The organism is Streptomyces sp. NPDC087300, from assembly GCF_044744425.1.
GTDB lineage: Bacteria > Actinomycetota > Actinomycetes > Streptomycetales > Streptomycetaceae > Streptomyces.
Map to the genome: position 1 here is coordinate 15652 of NZ_JBIUYI010000024.1, position 16973 is coordinate 32624.

The 16973-nt window shown below is 69.4% G+C and carries 17 protein-coding genes and 1 pseudogene; 12 read left to right on the plus strand and 6 right to left on the minus strand.

From position 1 onward, the window contains the following. Window positions 1-97 precede the first annotated feature (97 nt). Window positions 98-733, plus strand: coding sequence for a DUF6461 domain-containing protein (locus tag ACIO9J_RS43365; RefSeq protein ID WP_402011444.1), 636 nt, complete (start codon window positions 98-100; stop codon window positions 731-733). A 242-nt stretch (window positions 734-975) separates the two neighbouring features. On the opposite strand, the gene ACIO9J_RS43370 is transcribed toward ACIO9J_RS43365, so the two are convergent. Further along, entirely contained in the window at window positions 976-1278 is a 303-nt protein-coding gene (locus tag ACIO9J_RS43370; protein WP_402011509.1) for a hypothetical protein, read from the minus strand. A 235-nt stretch (window positions 1279-1513) separates the two neighbouring features. Here ACIO9J_RS43370 and ACIO9J_RS43375 point away from each other — a divergent pair, with 235 nt between their 5' ends. The 9 genes from ACIO9J_RS43375 (at window position 1514) to ACIO9J_RS43415 (ending at window position 11792) form a co-directional block, all read left to right on the plus strand. Further along, entirely contained in the window at window positions 1514-1906 is a 393-nt protein-coding gene (locus tag ACIO9J_RS43375; RefSeq protein ID WP_402011447.1) for a hypothetical protein, read from the plus strand. A 492-nt stretch (window positions 1907-2398) separates the two neighbouring features. Continuing rightward, complete coding sequence (locus ACIO9J_RS43380; RefSeq protein WP_402011449.1) at window positions 2399-3262, plus strand: hypothetical protein; 864 nt, start codon at window positions 2399-2401, stop codon at window positions 3260-3262. Window positions 3263-3376: 114 nt separating this feature from the next. Beyond that, the gene (locus tag ACIO9J_RS43385) at window positions 3377-3709 is read left to right on the plus strand and encodes a hypothetical protein (RefSeq protein WP_402011451.1); all 333 of its coding nucleotides are present in this window, start codon (window positions 3377-3379) and stop codon (window positions 3707-3709) included. Between the two features lie 287 nt (window positions 3710-3996). Beyond that, on the plus strand, window positions 3997-4740 hold the full coding sequence (locus ACIO9J_RS43390) for a conjugal transfer protein (RefSeq protein WP_402011512.1): 744 nt from the start codon (window positions 3997-3999) through the stop codon (window positions 4738-4740). Then, window positions 4740-5042, plus strand: coding sequence for a hypothetical protein (locus ACIO9J_RS43395; RefSeq protein WP_402011454.1), 303 nt, complete (start codon window positions 4740-4742; stop codon window positions 5040-5042). The genes ACIO9J_RS43390 and ACIO9J_RS43395 overlap by 1 nt, the downstream gene beginning before the upstream one ends. Further along, window positions 5039-5689, plus strand: coding sequence for a hypothetical protein (locus tag ACIO9J_RS43400; protein ID WP_402011457.1), 651 nt, complete (start codon window positions 5039-5041; stop codon window positions 5687-5689). Before ACIO9J_RS43395 ends, ACIO9J_RS43400 begins: the two co-directional genes overlap by 4 nt. An 18-nt stretch (window positions 5690-5707) precedes the next feature. After that, complete coding sequence (locus ACIO9J_RS43405; RefSeq protein WP_402011460.1) at window positions 5708-8260, plus strand: ATP-binding protein; 2553 nt, start codon at window positions 5708-5710, stop codon at window positions 8258-8260. Next, the gene (locus tag ACIO9J_RS43410) at window positions 8257-10683 is read left to right on the plus strand and encodes a hypothetical protein (protein ID WP_402011463.1); all 2427 of its coding nucleotides are present in this window, start codon (window positions 8257-8259) and stop codon (window positions 10681-10683) included. Before ACIO9J_RS43405 ends, ACIO9J_RS43410 begins: the two co-directional genes overlap by 4 nt. Further along, entirely contained in the window at window positions 10680-11792 is a 1113-nt protein-coding gene (locus ACIO9J_RS43415) for an NlpC/P60 family protein (RefSeq protein ID WP_402011466.1), read from the plus strand. Before ACIO9J_RS43410 ends, ACIO9J_RS43415 begins: the two co-directional genes overlap by 4 nt. A 97-nt stretch (window positions 11793-11889) precedes the next feature. Here the strand turns inward: ACIO9J_RS43415 and ACIO9J_RS43420 are convergent, their stop codons facing one another. The 3 genes from ACIO9J_RS43420 to ACIO9J_RS43430 all read right to left on the minus strand — a co-directional run bounded on the left by ACIO9J_RS43420 (window position 11890) and on the right by ACIO9J_RS43430 (window position 13780). Continuing rightward, window positions 11890-12345 (minus strand): hypothetical protein, encoded by a 456-nt coding sequence (locus ACIO9J_RS43420; protein ID WP_402011469.1) that lies wholly within the window; start codon window positions 12343-12345, stop codon window positions 11890-11892. A gap of 287 nt (window positions 12346-12632) precedes the next feature. Beyond that, window positions 12633-12959 (minus strand): nucleoside triphosphate pyrophosphohydrolase, encoded by a 327-nt coding sequence (locus tag ACIO9J_RS43425; RefSeq protein WP_402011472.1) that lies wholly within the window; start codon window positions 12957-12959, stop codon window positions 12633-12635. Window positions 12960-13201: 242 nt separating this feature from the next. Then, window positions 13202-13780 (minus strand): TetR/AcrR family transcriptional regulator, encoded by a 579-nt coding sequence (locus ACIO9J_RS43430; RefSeq protein ID WP_402011474.1) that lies wholly within the window; start codon window positions 13778-13780, stop codon window positions 13202-13204. Between the two features lie 91 nt (window positions 13781-13871). Between ACIO9J_RS43430 and ACIO9J_RS43435 the strand changes: the two genes are divergently transcribed. Continuing rightward, window positions 13872-14318: an anthrone oxygenase family protein gene (locus ACIO9J_RS43435; RefSeq protein ID WP_402011478.1), complete on the plus strand. Its 447-nt coding sequence runs from the start codon at window positions 13872-13874 to the stop codon at window positions 14316-14318. A gap of 163 nt (window positions 14319-14481) precedes the next feature. Here the strand turns inward: ACIO9J_RS43435 and ACIO9J_RS43440 are convergent. Next, window positions 14482-15460, minus strand: a pseudogene (locus ACIO9J_RS43440) (IS5 family transposase); the annotation flags it as partial. 277 nt (window positions 15461-15737) lie between these two features. Continuing rightward, a complete protein-coding gene (locus ACIO9J_RS43445) occupies window positions 15738-16127 on the minus strand; it encodes a VOC family protein (RefSeq protein ID WP_402011481.1) in 390 nt (129 codons plus the stop codon). Between the two features lie 204 nt (window positions 16128-16331). Between ACIO9J_RS43445 and ACIO9J_RS43450 the strand changes: the two genes are divergently transcribed. Then, window positions 16332-16826 (plus strand): DinB family protein, encoded by a 495-nt coding sequence (locus ACIO9J_RS43450; protein WP_402011482.1) that lies wholly within the window; start codon window positions 16332-16334, stop codon window positions 16824-16826. Window positions 16827-16973: the final 147 nt, after the last annotated feature.

A 16973-nucleotide genomic window follows, 5' to 3' on the forward strand; every position in this document is an offset into this window, starting at 1 on the left:
GTTGCGAGGCGTCTGTCGGCGGTGTCAGCCCTCATCACTATGGTTCCTCACCCAGGCCCGTCATCGCGACGGGATCACCGTGCAGGAGGGCGGCCTGATGAGCCAGAGGTCCACAGATAACGGGCTGCGCTGGATAGCGGACGCCTACAACAGCAGCTTCACGCTCACCCTCAGCCACGGGCTCTCGCCTCACGAACTGCTCCGCAGTATGGGTGCCGAGGAACGTTTCATCGTGCCGCTTTCCCGCTCCGCTGCGTATCAGCTGCTCCTCAGGGACGCGGAAGACCACATCAGTGATCTGGACTTCCTGGACTGGGAAGACGAGACGGCGGTCGCCCAACTGACCAGCGGGGGCTTTCTGCCGGCCCCGCCGGACACCATCGTCAGAGCGGGTGCGGTCGCGGAATGGGCGTATGCGCTAGAGGAGTTCAGCTGCCGTGCGGGGAGCCACCTCCCGGCCCTGTCCGAGCGGGGGCAGGCATTTTGCGTGCATCGCAACGCGAAGGGCTTCAGCCGCGTCGACTATGCCCTCCACGGCAGCGCGGTGACCTCGTTCGAGCCTGGGCTGCCGCACCTTACGAACGGGCCCTCGGCCGAGGAGGTGCTCGGCTTCATGCACCATGACGAGGAGATGCCTGATGTTGCATTCCTCCGTTTTTTGGAAGACAAGCTAGGGATCTGTCTGTCCTGGCAGGAGACCGAGGCGTCGTTGCCTGCCGCCGCGTTCGCTTGACGCCGACTGGCCTGTCCAGAACGAGGGCCGTATCTCTGCGTGGCCGGTTTGGCGGTGGCCGACGCCGGAGGCACACACGACCGGAGCAGCGGCTGCTCCGGATGCCTGTTGGCGTGCTGTAGGGCCTCGCGGCCCGTGGCATAACGCAGCGTGTTGAACAGCAGGTTCTCGGGCTGTCTCAGACATTGGCCAGACGCTCCCGTCTCACGAGGAGCGGCATTTCCGCACGCCCGCTTCGGAGGTCATGATGGCCCGGCAGTGATCTGCCGACGGGCGGAGTCCCAGACCTCCTCGAACTCCTCGGAGGTCAGCTGCTCCGGATCGTGCCCCTCCCACTCCGAGACGGGCAGTTCTGCTGTGATCCCGAGCCTGCTGTCGTACTCATCGAGGCGACCTGCCTCGTAGGCCCGCTGCCATTCCGTGAGGGAGGCGGCTGCGACCGGAGTCAGCGCTGGTCCTTCGAGCTCGACCTGCCGAGTCACCCAGCCTTCGGTGTCGACCTCGAAGTAGAACCAGACGTCTTCCTCGTGCCAATAGCAGCGCATCCATGTCGTCACCAGCCCATGATGGCGGAGCCCTCTGGCTGCTCGTCGAGTCGGTGTCAGAGCGGTATTGGAGGATCAAGCCATGCTGATTGCAACTGATGAGGCGGGGCGCGTGGTGAAGAAGCCCACGAAGCCGGCAATAGGCAAGATGCTGGCCAACCTGCAGTAGGGGGAACGCGCATATGGTCCTGGAGCGCGTGGAGGAGGGTATGGAGGGCAACTGGTATGTCCAGGTGTGCGGCGCGAGGACAACACGTACCAACTCGAATTCCGGGACGGTGTGGCGGCCGAGCACCATCAGACTCGGACCATCTCCCAGGAGAAGGTGCAGACCGCCATGCTCGGCTGGGCAGCCAGCAAGCCGGACTGGAAGGACGGCTTCATGTGGAACAACATCGGCGCACTGGTGGGGGCGGGGGGTGACGATTCCGCCGGCGAGGTTGTCGAGCTGGTGAGCGATCGCGACGCGCCCTTTGACGCCCTGCGCCCGGGACTTATCGAAGTCGATGGAGCGCTCGGGTACTTGGGCTTCCTCCTACTCAGCCTTCGTAACCGGGTTACCAGATGGTGCTCTCCCCTTCCCGGGGTCACCAGCCGGTGTAGCGGTGCTTGGCGTTCGCATTGGTGACCGCGGTTCTCTCGGCGAAGACACTCCGCCAGGCGAGCAGCCGGAGCCCGACGGCAACAGGCAGCAAGCAGCAGGCGTGTAGTCCGGGGCGTGCCGCGGCTTGTCCACGCTGGACGCCGCGTGCTGGCCCGGGCCCTGGGTACGGACGTGCCTTGGATACCGCACCGGCCAGATCGTGAGGCATGCCGTGCCCTGGCATGACATGAGCGTCGGCGCGAACCATCGTGCGGCCCAGGTGGGCCTGTGGTGATGGGTTTGCAGTATGCGCCCACGGGCCGTCGTCGGCGCCGAATGGCACGGGCCACGGGCCGTTGGTCCGTTGCTTATCGGCAGAGAGCTGGCATTGCGTCCGGCTCCGGTTACCCGTGGTGCTCCGCGTCGGTAAATTCGCGGCTACCCGGCGTTGACCTGCGTTCTTGCCCTGTCTGGGGAAGCGGTTGGGTAAGGGGAGCCCGGGATGGTTCACGGAAGTTGATCCGAGAGGAGCCTGCCGTGAACACCGCGTACGTCGACACCCATGTGGTCGATCGCCTCAACGCCGAGTGGCGTTGGCTGTGCGACCGTCCCGTCCCGGCCGCCCAGGTGCGCGCCTGGATGCTCCAGGCCGCAGTGGTCGATGAGCGGGCCCCGCACCACCTGGACGACCTGCACGAGCACCTGCAGCGGCGCTCGCGGGCTGAGGGGCGGCGCTTCAGTGACACCTGGCTGACCGTCCTTTTGGAGCGGGCGGTGGGCGAGGGCGAGCAGGCACAGCTGGCGGCCCGGGTGGTGGTCCAGGCGATGCTGCCCGGTGCGGTGCGGATGACGCGCCGCTGTCTACGGGCGGGCGAGGAGTTCGCTGAGGTGGCGCAGCTGGTGATCGCCGCGCTGTATCAGGTGGTGCGCTGTTTCCCGATCGGGCGGCGGCGTCGGCAGGTGGCGCGGAACCTGCGCCTGGAGTTGTGGCATGTCGTCTCGCGGGAGCTGGGAAGGGAGTTCGCGCCAGGCGGCGAGGAGCTGCCCGGCGAAGGAGAGCTCGTCCAGGACGTGGTGGCCGATCCGCTGGCGTGGGCGGAGGTGGTGCTGCTGGCCGATGCCGCGCAGGCCGCCGGGCTGCACCGGGCCGGGGAGCCGGTGGAGGTCCTGGCGGGGGCGCGGGGCGAGTTGGTCGAGCTGCTGGTGTGGGCGCTGGCGCAGAAGGTTCTCACCCAGGACGCGGCGGCGGCGATCGCGGATCACTACCGGGAGGCCGGTGCGGTCACGGATGTGTCGGCGGCTCGCGCGGCGGGGGTGAGCGAGGCGGCGATCCGGCAGAAGCGTCGGCGGGCGGTGGCGCGGCTGCGTACGGCGGTGCCGCTGTGGGCGGCCGCCGCATGAGGCGCGGCCGGAGAAATCTTCGGCCCGGTCTGTCACATCCGGGCCGGGCCGCGTCCCCTTCCGCTGATGTGCGGACGGGCTACCGGCGGGCGGCTGGGAGCAAGGAGTCACGCGATGAGTGAGGAGCCGGACAGCGTGGAACTGCAGGCGGACGAAGAGCGGTTGGTGGAGATCAAGCGGCGGGCGATGCTGGTGGCCACGGCGCTGGTGAAGGAGCCCTTTGCCGCGCGGACTGTGGACGCTCTGCGCGCGTATATGGATGAGGACGCGGACGAGGGCCAGGAGTTGGCTGATCGGCTGCGGGCGCTGCCGGAGGGCGTGTTGCGGGCCCGGATCTCCGAGCTCCAGTCGCGCGTGCGGCCGGCCGGTGAGCTGCGCGGGGGCGCGTCGGGGTCCTCGTGGCCGTGGGACGCGGCCGATGACGGCGATGCGGGGGCGCGGTCATGAGGGCTGCCTGGCGCAAGCCGCCCGCCGCGCCGCCCTCGGAGGAGGAGGCGGATGAGGCCGAGTTTGATGGCGGGGGTCACGCGACGGGGTGGGTCACAGTGTCCAGTGGGGCGGCCGCGAACCTGTCGGCTCTGGTGCGGTGGACGGCTTGGGCGTTGCTGATCGCGGGTCCGGCGGTCGGCTTGTACGCGCTGGTGCAGACACCGGCAGCGGTGGGTGCGCCCGCCAAGCCATCGGGTGCCTCGGCGGTGGTGGCGGACGGGGTGGGGCCAGCCGGGTTCGCTGAGATGTACGTCGCGGCATACGCCCAGGCCGGCCAGGGCGGCGAAGCGGCTTTGGCACCATTCTTTCCGGGCGCGCGGGGTGTGGCGCTGGACGCGAAGGCGGGCATGCAGCGGGCCGGGCAACTGGCCGCGGTGCGCGTGCAGAAGACCTCGCCCCGAGCCTGGTCGGTGACGGTCGCCGCCCATCTGAGCGGTGTTGCCAAGAAGAAGACGCCGCCGCCCGCGGAGGATCAGGAGCCGCCCGGCGGAGTGCTGCGGTACTTCCAAGTTTCGGTCATCGCCTCCAGTGCGGGCGGCGGGTATGTCGCGGCCGCGCTGCCCGCCGAGGTCGCCGCCCCCGGGCCGGGCGAGGAAGTGGAGCTCGGCTACGGGGCCGCGGTGCCCGCGGACAAGAAGGACCCGGCTACCGCCGCGGTGGGCGAGTTCTTGGCCTCCTATCTGACCGGTGCGGGCGAGCTGGACCGCTATCTGTCGCCGGGCACCGCGCTCAACGCCGTCTCCCCCGCCCCCTACACGGAGCTCGAGGTCGACCAGCTCGCCGAGCGCGGCAGTGACTTCCGCACGGGGCTGGCCGCCGACGAGGGCGTGCGACGCGAGCTGCGCGTCGATGTGAACGCCACCGACCGGGCCGGGCAGACCCGGCCGTTGACCTACGCGCTCGCGCTGACGGCGCGCGATGGGCGCTGGGAGATCTCCGCGCTCACCGCGGCTTCGGCCGCCGGCGCCACCGTGAAGGGAAACCAGTGATGGACAGCATGACCACGCTCGTGACGGCCGCGGGGATCCTCGGCGATGCCAAGGGGATCGGCACGGACGTCAAGGACCTCCTGATCAACGTGGCGACGCCGCTCGCAGGCGTCATCTTCGCCCTGTGGGTGTGGGGAAACACCAAGTCCGCGGTCAAGACGCTGGTCGCGACGGTGATGGCCGGGGCGATCTGGTGGGGCGTGGCCAACATGGACGCTCTGCGGGACAAAACGGGCGAGGATCTGGATGGCCAGGCGGCCGCGCAGGTTCTGGTGCTGTCTGACGGGCGGGACCACGTGTGAGCGGCGCGACCCGGGCGTCGTCCAGCGTGAGCGACCAGCCGGAGAGGGACGTCCTGGTCGGGCGCTGCTACACCAAGGCGCGCCGCCACCCGCTGGTCATCGGCCGCTTCCCGGGCGGTGGGCGGCTGTGGGGCGGCCCGTACACGATTCCGCAGTTGGTCGTGCTGGTCGGCTCGTTCGTGGTGCTCATCCTGTTCCAGCCGGTGTGGGCGCACTTCGGATGGGTGCTGAACATCGTGATCGCGGTCGGGGTGCCGTTCGCGCTGTCGTTCGCGGTGCGCCGGGTCAGTGTCGACGGGCGTAATCCGCTGGCGGTGGCCGGCAGCGTGCTGGGCGTGCTGGCCGGTCCCGCTCAGGGGCGGTTGGGCGGGCGTCCGCTCAAGGCCTTCGCCCGTCCCACGCCGGTGCGGAGCCGGTGCACCCTCGCCCTGCGGCCCTCCCCGACCCCGGCCGCCGGGCAGCAGGCCGCAGCCGCGGATCACCGCCCGCAGCTGTCCCGGCGCTCTGTTGAGGCGGTTGGCGCACTCGGTCCCAACGCCCGCCCTCCGGCGGCTCCCGCGCCGGTGCGCGCTCCGGCCGGGCCGGTGCGGGTGCGCTCCGGGGCACAGGCCCTGCTCGCCGCCCGCGCCGACACATCGAATGAGTGAGCAAGGGGGAATGACGTCATGCGGATTCCGGTGAGGCACCTGTCCGGCAACGTGCTCTGGACGGTGCACGGCACGGTATGGGCGCTGTGGCGGGTGGAGGGAGCGGCGCACGCCAATGCTTCCCGGCGGGCGAAGAAGCAGCGTCTGGACAGCATGGAGTCGCTGGTCAAGCAGCTGCGCGGCGAGGCCATGCTGTTGTCGCTGTGCCCGCAGGTCAACCCGGCCACCGTCGTGGAGAAGATGACCGCCGGGGTGAACCTGGCCGCCTCCGAGCGCTACACGAGCCTGGCCCACACCGTCCTGGACCAGCTGGAACAGCTGGAGCTGACCGGGCGTACCGACTGGCTCGCCATCCAACTGCCCGCCTCTCGGCGCCAGGCGGTGGGCGAGGCGCTGCGCGCGGCCAAGGCCGAAGTGGCCTGGCAGCTGGGCCTGTTGCCCGCGCCGGTGTCGGCCGGGGATGAACTGGAGCGCCTGGAGCAGGCCGCCGATCTCGCGGCCAGCTGGCCCTCAACGGTACGCATGCGTCCGGCGCGCGAGGCGGAGATCATGTGGATCTACGGGCACAGTGCGCGCCGCGGTGTCATCGAGCCGCTGCTGCCCGAGGAACCGGCGGCACACACCACACGCGGGCGCGGCCGCTCGGTGGCCGCGCTGGGCCAGGTGGTGCTCGCCGAGGGCCGCCTTCCCCCAGAGCAGGAGGTGGCGGCGTCCAAGAAGCGGCGGGGCACGGCGCGCACGCCCGTCTTCGAGCGGCGGTGGCTGTCCTCGACGACCGAGTGGGGCACCTCCTACCAGGCGCTGCTCGGGCTGTCGCAGATGCCTGAGAGCTTCGTCTTCCCGGGCAGCGAATACCTCGCCGACGTCGACCAGTTCCCCTACCCGGTGGACTGGGTGGTGCGCCTGGCGGTGGAGGGCGGGGCGAGCGCCGAAGCCAAGTCGCGCCGCCAGGCCCGTGAACTGGCCGGCCAGTACAGCGAGTACGAGGGCGAGGCGGCGGGGCCGCCGGCCAGCATCGACAAGGCCGCCTCGGGGATGGATGAGTACCGCGACCGGCTGACCTCCTCGGCCAGCGAGGTCGAGGTGCGCGCGATGACGACGCTGTGCGTGTGGGGGGACAGCCCGGGAGAGGCCGAGCGCCGTGCCACCGAACTGCGCGGCCACTTCGCCGGCAATGAGTACGTCTTTGACCGGCCGCGCGGCGAGATGGAGAACCTCTGGTACGGGATGCTGCCCGGGGCCCGGACTCCGCGCGTGATGGTGCAGTACGCCCAGTACCTGCTCGCCCGGGACTTCGCGATGGCCGGCCCCTTCTCCGGTGGCGGGCTGGGCGATGATGCGGGGCCGCTGTACGGGCTGCAGCTGGCCGGCGGCGGCTTGCGGCCGGTGCACACCGACTTCCCGCGGGCGCCGCGTGAGAACGCTTCCGCCTCGGCGGCGTATGTCGGCGAGCTCGGGGCGGGCAAGAGCGTGGCGATGAAGTCGGCTGTCTACGCGATCCTGGCCGCCGGGCGTCGGCTGGGCACGGGCGGCAGCCGCGGCCGCGCGGTGATCGTGGACCGCACCCCGAAGCAGGAGTGGGTCAAGTTCGCGCGTGCCTGCCCGGGCGAGACGCAGGTCATCACCATCGACAACACCGCCTCCGTGTCCCTGGACCCGCTGCGGATCTTTACCGACCCGCAGGAGGCCCAGCGCTTCACCGAATCGTTTCTGACGCTGCTGCTGGGCATGTCACCGATGAGCGACGAGGGCATCGCGCTCTCCGAGGCGATCGCCTCCGTCCTCGCCGGGCCGCGCGCGTCGTTGCGGGTGCTGGCCGAGGAGCTGGCCACCCGCGGCGCGGAAGACCCCGCCTCGCGCACGATGGCCCGCCGTCTGGCCGCGGTGGCCCGCAAGGACCTGGGACGCGCCCTGTTCGACGAGAAGCTGCCCGTGGTGCGCACCTCCGAGGCCGACTCCGTTGTCTTCTCCGTCGCCTCCCTCGCGCTGCCCAAGAAGCGCGAGCTGGAGGGATCTCGCCTGGACCGCCTCGAGTTCGAGAAGTCCTTCGGCCGCTCGGTGATGTATCTGATCGCCGCCCTGTGCCGGAAGATCGCCTTCGCGCGGGACGAGGAGTTCACCGCGGTGGTCTGGGACGAGTGCTGGTGGCTGACCTCCAGCCCGGAGGGCTGCGAACTGCTCCTGGAGGTCGTCCGCGACGGCCGCAAGCACAACTCCGGCGCCCTGGTGGGCTCGCACGACCCCAACGACATCGGCCCGGCCGACAGCGAGATCGGACAGGTCATCCTCGGCCTGATCCCCCGCCGGTTCCTCTTCCGCCACACCGACCGGCACCTCGCCATCCGCGGCCTGCGCTTCCTTGGCTGCGACCCGGGCGACGAAGACCTCATCAACCAGGTCACCACCAGCCTGTCCCCCATCAACGTCGACGACCAGGAAAAGGCCGCACGCGCCGGAGAGTGCCTGCACCGCGACCTGAACGGGCGCATCAGCGGCATGCAGATCCTCATCCCCGCCGACGAACAGGCCGCCGAGGCCATCCACTCCCAGCCCCTGGGGCTCGTGGCATGAGCACCGGCGCCGGCAGCACGAGCTCGCGAGGCAGGCGCCTGCTGTCCAGCGCCCAGAGCTGGGCCAGTCCGCGGCGCGCCTTCGCCCTGGGCGCAGCGCTGCTGCTCCTTGCCACCTTGCTGTCACTGCTGACGGCCGGCAGTGCCGGGGCGGCTCCGGAGCCGCCGCCCGCTCCTCCGCCCTCGCGGTACGAGCCGGGCCTGGAGCCGACCACACCCGGGCTGCTGCCTTCTGAGGAGCGGGGCGAGGACCCCCCGGTCCCCTATGCCCCCGACGCGCGGGAGGAAGAAGAGAAGGATGAGGCGGACAAAGATCAGGAGCGCGCGCAGAAGCGGGCTCAGTGGCTGGCCGACTGGAACAAGCGGATCGCGAAGTACAAGCAGGACCGGCGCAACGGTGGTGTGCTGTCCGCGTTCGAGGTCACCGACCGGTATGGCAATCCGGTCTCCGCCTACCGCATCTACTCCGACACCGGCAGCTGGAAAGACTGGGACCTCAAGATCCAGGCGTTCCTGGTCGAGATGCTGTTCCTCGCCACCAAGTGGCTGGTGTCCTTCGCGTGCTTCCTGATCGCCTGGTCGCTGTCCTTCAAGCTCGCCGGGCTCCTCCTCAAACCGGCGCTGATCGTCTCCGACGCGCTGTACGCGAACGTGATCGTGCAGATCGGACTGCCCGGCGTGTGCCTGACGTACGCGGGGTTCATCGCGGGCTGGCACCTGATGTTCGGTCAGCGCGCCCGCGGCTGGGGCGAGGCCGGTGCCGCGCTGGTCATCTCCGCGCTCGCCGTCACCACGCTGGCCGCCCCGCCGCAGATGCTGCTGTCCGAGCAGGACGGCGCCGTGGCCACCACTCGCGCCCTGGCCGTCGAGGTCGCCGCCCTCATCCTGGACAACCAGGATGGCAAGAACGACAAGCCGACCACGCTGGACAACTCCGGCAAGGGGGGCGGCGGGTGGGAGTCGGAGGAATCGCACCAGCTGTCCCGCCCGATCACTGACGCACTCGCCGACGCCTTCGTCGTACGACCCGCGATGCTGCTCTCCTACGGGCAGACCTTCGAGGACGCCTGCGAGAGGAGGTTCCAGGAATCGCGGATCGAACAAGCCGTCGTCGACAGCTACATCGACGAGCTCCTGGACATGGACGAGGACATCGCGCGGGACAAGATCCCGTGGGTCGGCGGCGCCATCGGCAGCATGCTGGACAGCTACAGCAGCCTGCCCGACGCGATCGTCAAGGAGAAGATCCAGGCCAAGGGGCCGGTCGCCAAATTCGAGAAGGACTGTGTGAAGGGCGATGCGACCGCGTCGCTGAAGAAGGCCTCGATGGACAAGGTCGGCGGCGCCTTCTTCATGCTCCTGGCCGCGTTCCTCACCTCCCTGTTCATCACCGTCCTGGCCGGCAGCTTCCTGTACGCACAGTTCTGCATCGCCAAGGAAGCGATGATCGCCAAGGTCGCCCTCGTGGTCGGCGTGCTGCCCGGGGCGGGACGCTCCTGGCTGTGGTCCCGGGCCACCTCCATCCTGCGCTCACTCGCGCTGATGATCGTCGCCATCATGGCCCTCGCCGTGCTGATCGTTGTCATTACCGCGGTCATTAACGCCTCCGAAAGTGCTCTGCCCGGCGGCGTCACCACCCGCTTCATCGTCATCGACATCATCTGCATCAGCGCGTTCGCATACCGCAAGCACCTGATGCAGGCCACCGAGAACGCCGCCGCGCGCGTGCGGACCCGTCTCAACTCCAGCATCTTCGGCGGCAATCCGAACGCCAGCTCCTCCTCGCCGGCATCAGGGCGCGGCATCGGCCGCAAGCTGCTGGCCGCCCGCCCGCCACGCGGTACCGGAAAGCTGCTTTTGGGGACCGCCCGGGCGACTGGCGCGGTAGCGCTGGGCGCGGCCCGGGGCAGCGTTGCGGTGGCCAAAGCAGGGCTCAAGTCGACGATCGGCCTGCCGGTCTACGGCCCCCGGGCCGCGCGGCGCACCGCGGCGGCCGCGGCCGCCGTTCCCGGCCAGATGGGAGGCGGGGCACAGCAACTGGGCAAGCGCCTGACGAAGGTGCATCAGCGGTACATGCCACCCGTGCAGAATTTCGGAGCCGAGTACTGGCACAACCTGCGCTCGGTGGGCCGGATCACCACCGGCCGCCCGCCATTGGGCCGCTACGCCCCGCCCCGCACTCCCACGGCCGGCGGTGCGGGCAGGCTCCGACCCGTCAGGCCGAGGCAACCCAACCCCGCGGGGGCACAGCGACGCCTCGCTCCGCCGCGCATCATGCAGCCGCCGGCCAGTCCGGCCCAGGCCGCGCTGCAGCGGCGCCTGCACCGCATCCAGCAGCGTGCTCCGCAGCCTCGTCCAGCCCCGCCCGCGCGGCCCCGCCCGGGCAGAAAGCCCGCACCACAGCGGCGCCGGAGGCGTCCGTGAGCGGTGTGAAGAAGGCCCTCCTCGCCTCCTCACTGCTGCTCAGTCCGATCGCGTTCGTGCTCGGCCTGTGCATCCTGTTCGTCGCCGCGGTGGCCGGCGGCGCCGCCGAGCACGAGGACCAAGCAGGCGGCGCCCCGGGCCTGGGGCAGGGCGTTCCGGCGAAGGTGGACGGGGTGAGCCCGGTGATGCTCGCCGCCTACAGCAACGCCGCTGATCGCATCCGCACACTGCGCCCCAAGTGCCGGGGGATGCGCTGGTCGGTGATCGCCGGGATCGGGAAGGTCGAGTCCAACCACGCGGGCGGCCGGCAGATCTCCCCCGGCGGAAACATCACCCCGCGCATTCTGGGCCCACGCCTGGACGGCAGCGGCATCGGTGGCAACACCACCCCCTTCCGCGACACCGACGGCGGCCGCTGGGACGGCGACGCGTCCTTCGAACGGGCCGTGGGCCCTATGCAGTTCCTGCCCTCCACCTGGGAAGGCGCCTCGGGCCAAGACGGCAACAACGACGGCACCAAGGACCCGCACAACGCCTTCGACGCCGCACTTGGCACCGCCGCCTACCTCTGCGGCACCGGCAAAACCGACCTCAGCGACGACGCCCAGCTACGCCGGGCGATCCTGCGCTACAACCACTCCGGCACCTACGCCGACGACGTCACCGGGTTCATCCGCCAATACGACCAACTCGCCCCCGCCACGAGCGACAACACCGCCGTCAGCGGCCGCGCCGGCGACGTCATCCAGGCCGCCCTCGCCCAACAGGGAACCCCCTATGTATGGGGCGGCGGCACCACCCGCGGCGCCAGCGGAGGCGGCTTCGACTGCTCCGGACTGCTCGTCTACGCCTTCTACAAGGGCGCCCACATCACCCTGCCGCGCACCTCCCAGGCCATGCGGTCCCTGAGTGGCTCCGTCTCGCGCTCCGACCTCAAGCCCGGTGACATCGTCGTCATCAACAACGACGGCAACTGGGGACACGTCGGCCTCTACATCGGCGGCGGCAACATGGTCCACGCGCCCCGCCCGGGCAAGACCGTGGAGACCGTCCCCCTGACCAAGGGGTATTGGACTCAGTTCGACTGGGCCATCCGCCGCGTCCTGTGACCTGTAGGACCGCCTGCGCACTCTCGTGCTCCCGTCCTCGCCATCGCCTGCGCCCGCACGAGGAAACCGGCCATGGCCGACCAGGCTTCCCCGCAGTTCAGAGTGCGATCGGCCGGTACCTCAAAGCCGCGTCGACGATCTGCTCCGCAGATGCGTGGCTGAGATCGTCAGCGGGGTGGAAGACCAGATCGCTCACTCGGGGGTGCGGAACGTTCGCCTGTAGAAGTCTCCGGTAGTAGTCGCTGTCCGGGGCGGCCGTCAGAAGTCTGCGGACAATTTCGACGAGTTCGTCCCGGGACATGTCCGCGATCACGGGGCGCACCGGCCGGGCCGCCTCCATCGCGAACTTTTCCAGCCCCCTGCTCCCGTCGTACTCGGTGAAAGCGGAGGCCTCGTAGTCGTGCCCAGTGAACGCGTTGAAAGCGGAAATCGCTTCATCCGCCGCCTCCGGGCAGGACGCCAGCAAGTCAGCGATGCGCTCGATCTCCGAGCACAGCTCGTCCAGCCGCTGCCGGCTCACGGACGGCGGCGACAACTCCGGTCTCAGGTCCACGCCTGCATTATGTCCCGTGATGCCGCCCCCCTGCCGGCCACCTGACGTGCCGCGGCGAGGCCACGACGCGGTGCGCCAGGCCCCGCGGCATCCGCCCGGTCCAGGAGCCCCCGGGACGGGCTGCTGCCAGCGTTCAGCCACACCATCTGGCCAACCAACAGCGCAAGAGGTGCCGGTGAACGCTCCAGCGGCGCACCGCACGGTACGCAGTGCCGAGTACCTGCCAACGCCCCTGATCGCGCGCCCAGTTGTGCACGCCATCCTGCACCGACGCCGCGTCGAGACGATCAGCGGTTGCCGGTCCAGACGATCCGCTCAGCGAATTCGCCGCGCTCCTTCGCCTTGGCCTGGCGGATCTGTTCCAGTTGGGCTGCGCGGATCCCCAGGTCCGCGGCGAGCGCGTGCACAACCTCCAGTACGTCGGCGAGCTCTTCGGGTGCCTTGGTGTCGTCGGCCTCCAGGAACTCGGCGACCTCCTCGCCGAGCTTGTCCCGCAGGCGATTGCGATACTCCCCCGCATCCGCGGTGTAGATGACGGGTTCGGATCCGCCCTCGCGGATGATCTGCGGAATCCGGTCTCGCACCAACTTGCCGTGCTCCCTGGAGCGGTTCACTGGTCGTTCTCCCGCGCTCATCACGTCGAGACCAGCCCCATGGCGGCCCGTGCCGAGGCAGCCTAGGGCGCGTATCGGGTCGTGATCAATGAGCATCGCAGCTTGCGGGGCGGGCGCCCCGTCGGGGGTACGGGGCCCGGCGATCTGCGGCTGCGCCGCGAGCGCGCGAGTGACCGGGAGCGATGCCGCAGGCAGGCAGCGGCGGGGCCCGAGGGCCTCGCCGTGCCCGCCGGGGTGGTGTGTCAGGCCATGGCGAGCCGGTCCACCAGCAACTGCACCCTGCGCTCGGTGTACTCCGGAGGCAATCGCCCTTCCCGGGTCAGGGTCGCGAGACCGTGCAGGGATGCCCAGAACGTCTCGGTGAACAGGCCCGGGTCGACGCCGTCCCCGGCGACCTCGCCGAGAGTCTCAAGGAGTGCGGCAAAGGCGTCCTTGAGGGGTGCCGGGGTGTCCTCCTGGGCGTATGCGAGGCCGCCGTCGAGCTGGAACAGGGCGTCGTAGACCGCCGGGTTACGTGCGGCGAAGTCGAGGTAGGCACGGGCCAGGGCGGCGACCCGCTCGCGCGGTCCTTCCGCGGCGGCGGTCGCGGCTCGCGTCGCCACGGCCATCTCGGAAGCGCCCTGCAAAGCGACGGCGCCGATGATCTCGCGCTTGCCGCGGAAGTGGCTGTAGAGGACCGGCTGACTGTATTCGATGCGCTCGGCGAGCCGACGGGTGGTGACCGCGTCCCAGCCCTGCTGCTCGGCGAGTTCGCGGGCCGTCGCCACGATGAGGCGCTCGCGCTCCGCCCGTTCGCGCTGCTTGCGTTCCTGTACCGACATGCTTCGACCCTAGCATCGCTAGACAACAGAGCGGCAGTAGCAATAGCATTGCTTTATCAGCTAGCAGCACTAGATCTCAGGAGGGGTCATCATGCTCAACGCACTCCAGGTCGTCACCACCGTGGTCGTCGGCGTGATGGTGGGGGTGGAGTTCGCCGTGCCCTTCTTCATCAACCCGACCCTCAACTCACTCCCCGACGACAGCAACCTACTCGGCCGCGCCCACGGAGGCCGGAGGGGCGGCGCCGTGATGCCGTTCTGGTACATCACCTCGCTCGTCCTCGTCGCGATCTGGGCCATCGCCGGACGGCACCACCCCGGCACCGGCCTCGTCGTCACCGCCGGCGCGCTGCTGATCCTCAGCGTGATCATGTCGATCCTGCTGCTCGTCCCGATCAACAACCGGGTCAAGACGTGGACCCCCGAGAGCCGGCCCGCCGACTGGAAGCAGCAGATAAACCGCTGGGACCGCTTCCACTACGTCCGCGTCGCCGTCATCATCGCCGCCTTCGCCCTACTGGTCGCCGCCCTCGCCTGACCCCGCGGACCGACACCGCGCTGGTGGAGCACGATCCCCACTTCCCGGGCGGCAGCGGGCCACCGAAAAATCCCGACATCCGGGAACGCGGCTGCCGCTGAGAGCCCGCCACTGCGATCCCGACAAACCACGCCCCTCGACGACCTGTGCGGCTCTCGGCTCTGGTGCGGGTGAGGTCTTTGATCCCGATCGCCGAGGCACGCAGGTGAAGCCCGGCGAGGTAGCTTTCGGGGGTCTTGTCGTAACGGGTCGCGATGCCCCGCCACGCCTTGAGCTTGTTGATCAGGCGCTCGACGGTGTTCCTCTCCTTGTAGAGCTCGGCGTCGTGGTCGACGGTGCGTCCCCCTTTGCGGCCCTCCCTCTTCCGGTTGGCGGCCTGGTCCCGTTTCTCCGGGACGACGGCCTCGATGCCGCGCCTGCGCAGGCGGGCGCGGTTGCCGCGGGACGAGTACGCCTTGTCCCCGGCGACCGCGTCCGGCCTGGTGCGAGGCCCCACTGGGCCGCGGACCCGGATCTTCCCCAGCACCGGGATGAACTGAGGGCCGTCGGCCGCCTGTCCCGCGGTCAAGACGAACGCCAACGGCCGGCACTTGCGGTCGGCGGCGAGATGGACCTTTGACGTCTGCCCGCCCCGTGAGCGCCCCAGCAGAGCAGCCTTCAGCCGGACCCGGACGCGTCGCCGCTCGTCCCGATCGGGATCGGCACCACTGTCCTGCCCGGTTCGTCCCTCGGGACCGCCCCCTTTGACCTGGCCTCCTCCTCTTCGGCGGCAGCCTTCTCCAAACCGGCGAGCACGTGCTGGCTCGTGTGCATCCCGGCGGCATCGCGATGGGCCCGCACGGTGGTGGAGTCGATACTGACCAGCGACAGATCCGCCTCACCCCGCTTTGCGGCCTCCGCGATCAGGCCCTCCAGCAGGGCCTCGAACACGCCGGCGTCACGCGACTGCCGGAAACGATTGGACACCGTCGACCAGGCACCGAATTCCTGCGGCATCTCCCGCCACTGCCCGCCGGTCCTGAACCGCCAGACCACGCCCTCGAACTGCTGGCGCAACCGCTCGGGTACGGGCCATAGTCGCCGATCGGCAGGTACGGCTCGATGAACTCCCACTCCACATCGGTCAGCTGCGTACGCGTCACTGATCTCCCACAGCGAAGCCCACCTCACCTGGACCATGATCACACTCATGGTCCGCCGCCTCACTCGCCCACCCCGGCCTCCGCGCAGCGAGCCCCACCCCGTCGAACGGCCCGATGCCGTCGTGAAGCCCAGGCCGATCCGCCTCCGAGCCGAGCGGCTGCCGCACACCATCCGCCTCGCCCCCACCGCCCTCGCCTGACCAGCGCGGCATCGCCACACAAGCGCGCCTGCGTTTTCAGCACCACACTCTCGTGAAGCGTGACCATGCACTTCTGATCAGTCGTCCCGTCGGCCTTCGACGCAGAACCGGTTGCCCTCCGGGTCGGCCAGTACGACGTACGGCCGTTCTGCAGGCGCTGGATTCTCCGGGTAATGCCGCCAGTCGACACGCTGAGCGCCCAGCGCCACCAGACGGGCGACTTCCTCGTCTAGCGCGCGCTCTCCCGCGTCGAGGTCGAAGTGGATGCGGGGAAACTCCACCGCAGGGCTCTCGCTCACGTCCAATGCGATCGGGATGCCGGGCACATCGGTGGGGGGCTCCAAAACGATCCAGTCGTCACCCTCGAAACGCGGAGGCCGCCGCACATAACCCAGGGCCTGACGCCAGAACTCACCTGCTCTCACGTCATCGATCACGCCCAGCGAAACCTGCCTGATCGTCGTCATGCCAGCAGCCTAGGTAAGCCATCCCAACCAGACTGTCGTTTTCCGTCCTGGAGTCCATCCGTCACCGAGCGTCATGGATCAGAGGGATTGAGCACAGCTACTCACCTTGTTCCTTAACCTCGTTCGTCACGTTCGGTGAGGGCGACAGGGCGCCGACCACTTGCCAGATCAGCTGTTGTCAGACCACGCTGCTACGTTCCGCGCATGATCAAGCATGTGCCGTTCACCGGCAATGAGAAGCAGAGTCTGCACGCCAGCCTTGACCGGCACCGTGATGCGGTCCTCTGGAAGCTCGATGAGCTGGACGATGACGCATTGCGGCGGTCGATGACTCCGTCAGGGACGAATCTGCTGAGCCTGGTGAAGCATCTGGCGACCGTCGAGTACGGGTGGTTCTGCACGACGTTCGGACGCGAGACCGAGCCGTTCTGGTTCGATCCCTTCACCGAAGACATGCTCGTGACCACGAATGAAACCACCAACCAGATCGTGGAGTTCTACGGACGGGCCCGGGCAGCCGCGGACGCGACGATCGCCGAGCTGGACCTCGACGACCTGGGCACTGCCTGGAACGGCAACGAGGTGTCCTTGCGCTGGGTCCTCATCCATATGCTCGAGGACACCGCCCGGCACGCGGGTCACATGGACATCGTGCGTGAACTCCTCGACGGCACCACCGGAGACCACCCGCAGACCTGATCTTGGGCTCCTGAATTACCCGTCCTTGGTCCCACTCCCCATTTTCAGGGGCTCGAACAGGCCCCGAACTTGGGGGCGGATTTCAGTAGGCGCCGGGCACGGGGGCGGCCTTCCTCGCGATCCTGAGCTCCGCTACTGCGTACGGGA

What these genes read in the sequence shown, in the direction of transcription:
- ACIO9J_RS43390 (WP_402011512.1), top strand. Translation starts at nt 3,997, where the DNA reads ATGTACGTCGCGGCATACGCCCAGGCCGGCCAGGGCGGCGAAGCGGCT.
- ACIO9J_RS43450 (WP_402011482.1), top strand. Translation starts at nt 16,332, where the DNA reads ATGATCAAGCATGTGCCGTTCACCGGCAATGAGAAGCAGAGTCTGCAC.
- ACIO9J_RS43410 (WP_402011463.1), top strand. Translation starts at nt 8,257, where the DNA reads ATGAGCACCGGCGCCGGCAGCACGAGCTCGCGAGGCAGGCGCCTGCTG.
- ACIO9J_RS43370 (WP_402011509.1), bottom strand. Translation starts at nt 1,278, where the DNA reads ATGCGCTGCTATTGGCACGAGGAAGACGTCTGGTTCTACTTCGAGGTC.
- ACIO9J_RS43405 (WP_402011460.1), top strand. Translation starts at nt 5,708, where the DNA reads ATGCGGATTCCGGTGAGGCACCTGTCCGGCAACGTGCTCTGGACGGTG.
- ACIO9J_RS43445 (WP_402011481.1), bottom strand. Translation starts at nt 16,127, where the DNA reads ATGACGACGATCAGGCAGGTTTCGCTGGGCGTGATCGATGACGTGAGA.
- ACIO9J_RS43385 (WP_402011451.1), top strand. Translation starts at nt 3,377, where the DNA reads ATGAGTGAGGAGCCGGACAGCGTGGAACTGCAGGCGGACGAAGAGCGG.
- ACIO9J_RS43395 (WP_402011454.1), top strand. Translation starts at nt 4,740, where the DNA reads ATGGACAGCATGACCACGCTCGTGACGGCCGCGGGGATCCTCGGCGAT.
- ACIO9J_RS43435 (WP_402011478.1), top strand. Translation starts at nt 13,872, where the DNA reads ATGCTCAACGCACTCCAGGTCGTCACCACCGTGGTCGTCGGCGTGATG.
- ACIO9J_RS43430 (WP_402011474.1), bottom strand. Translation starts at nt 13,780, where the DNA reads ATGTCGGTACAGGAACGCAAGCAGCGCGAACGGGCGGAGCGCGAGCGC.
- ACIO9J_RS43365 (WP_402011444.1), top strand. Translation starts at nt 98, where the DNA reads ATGAGCCAGAGGTCCACAGATAACGGGCTGCGCTGGATAGCGGACGCC.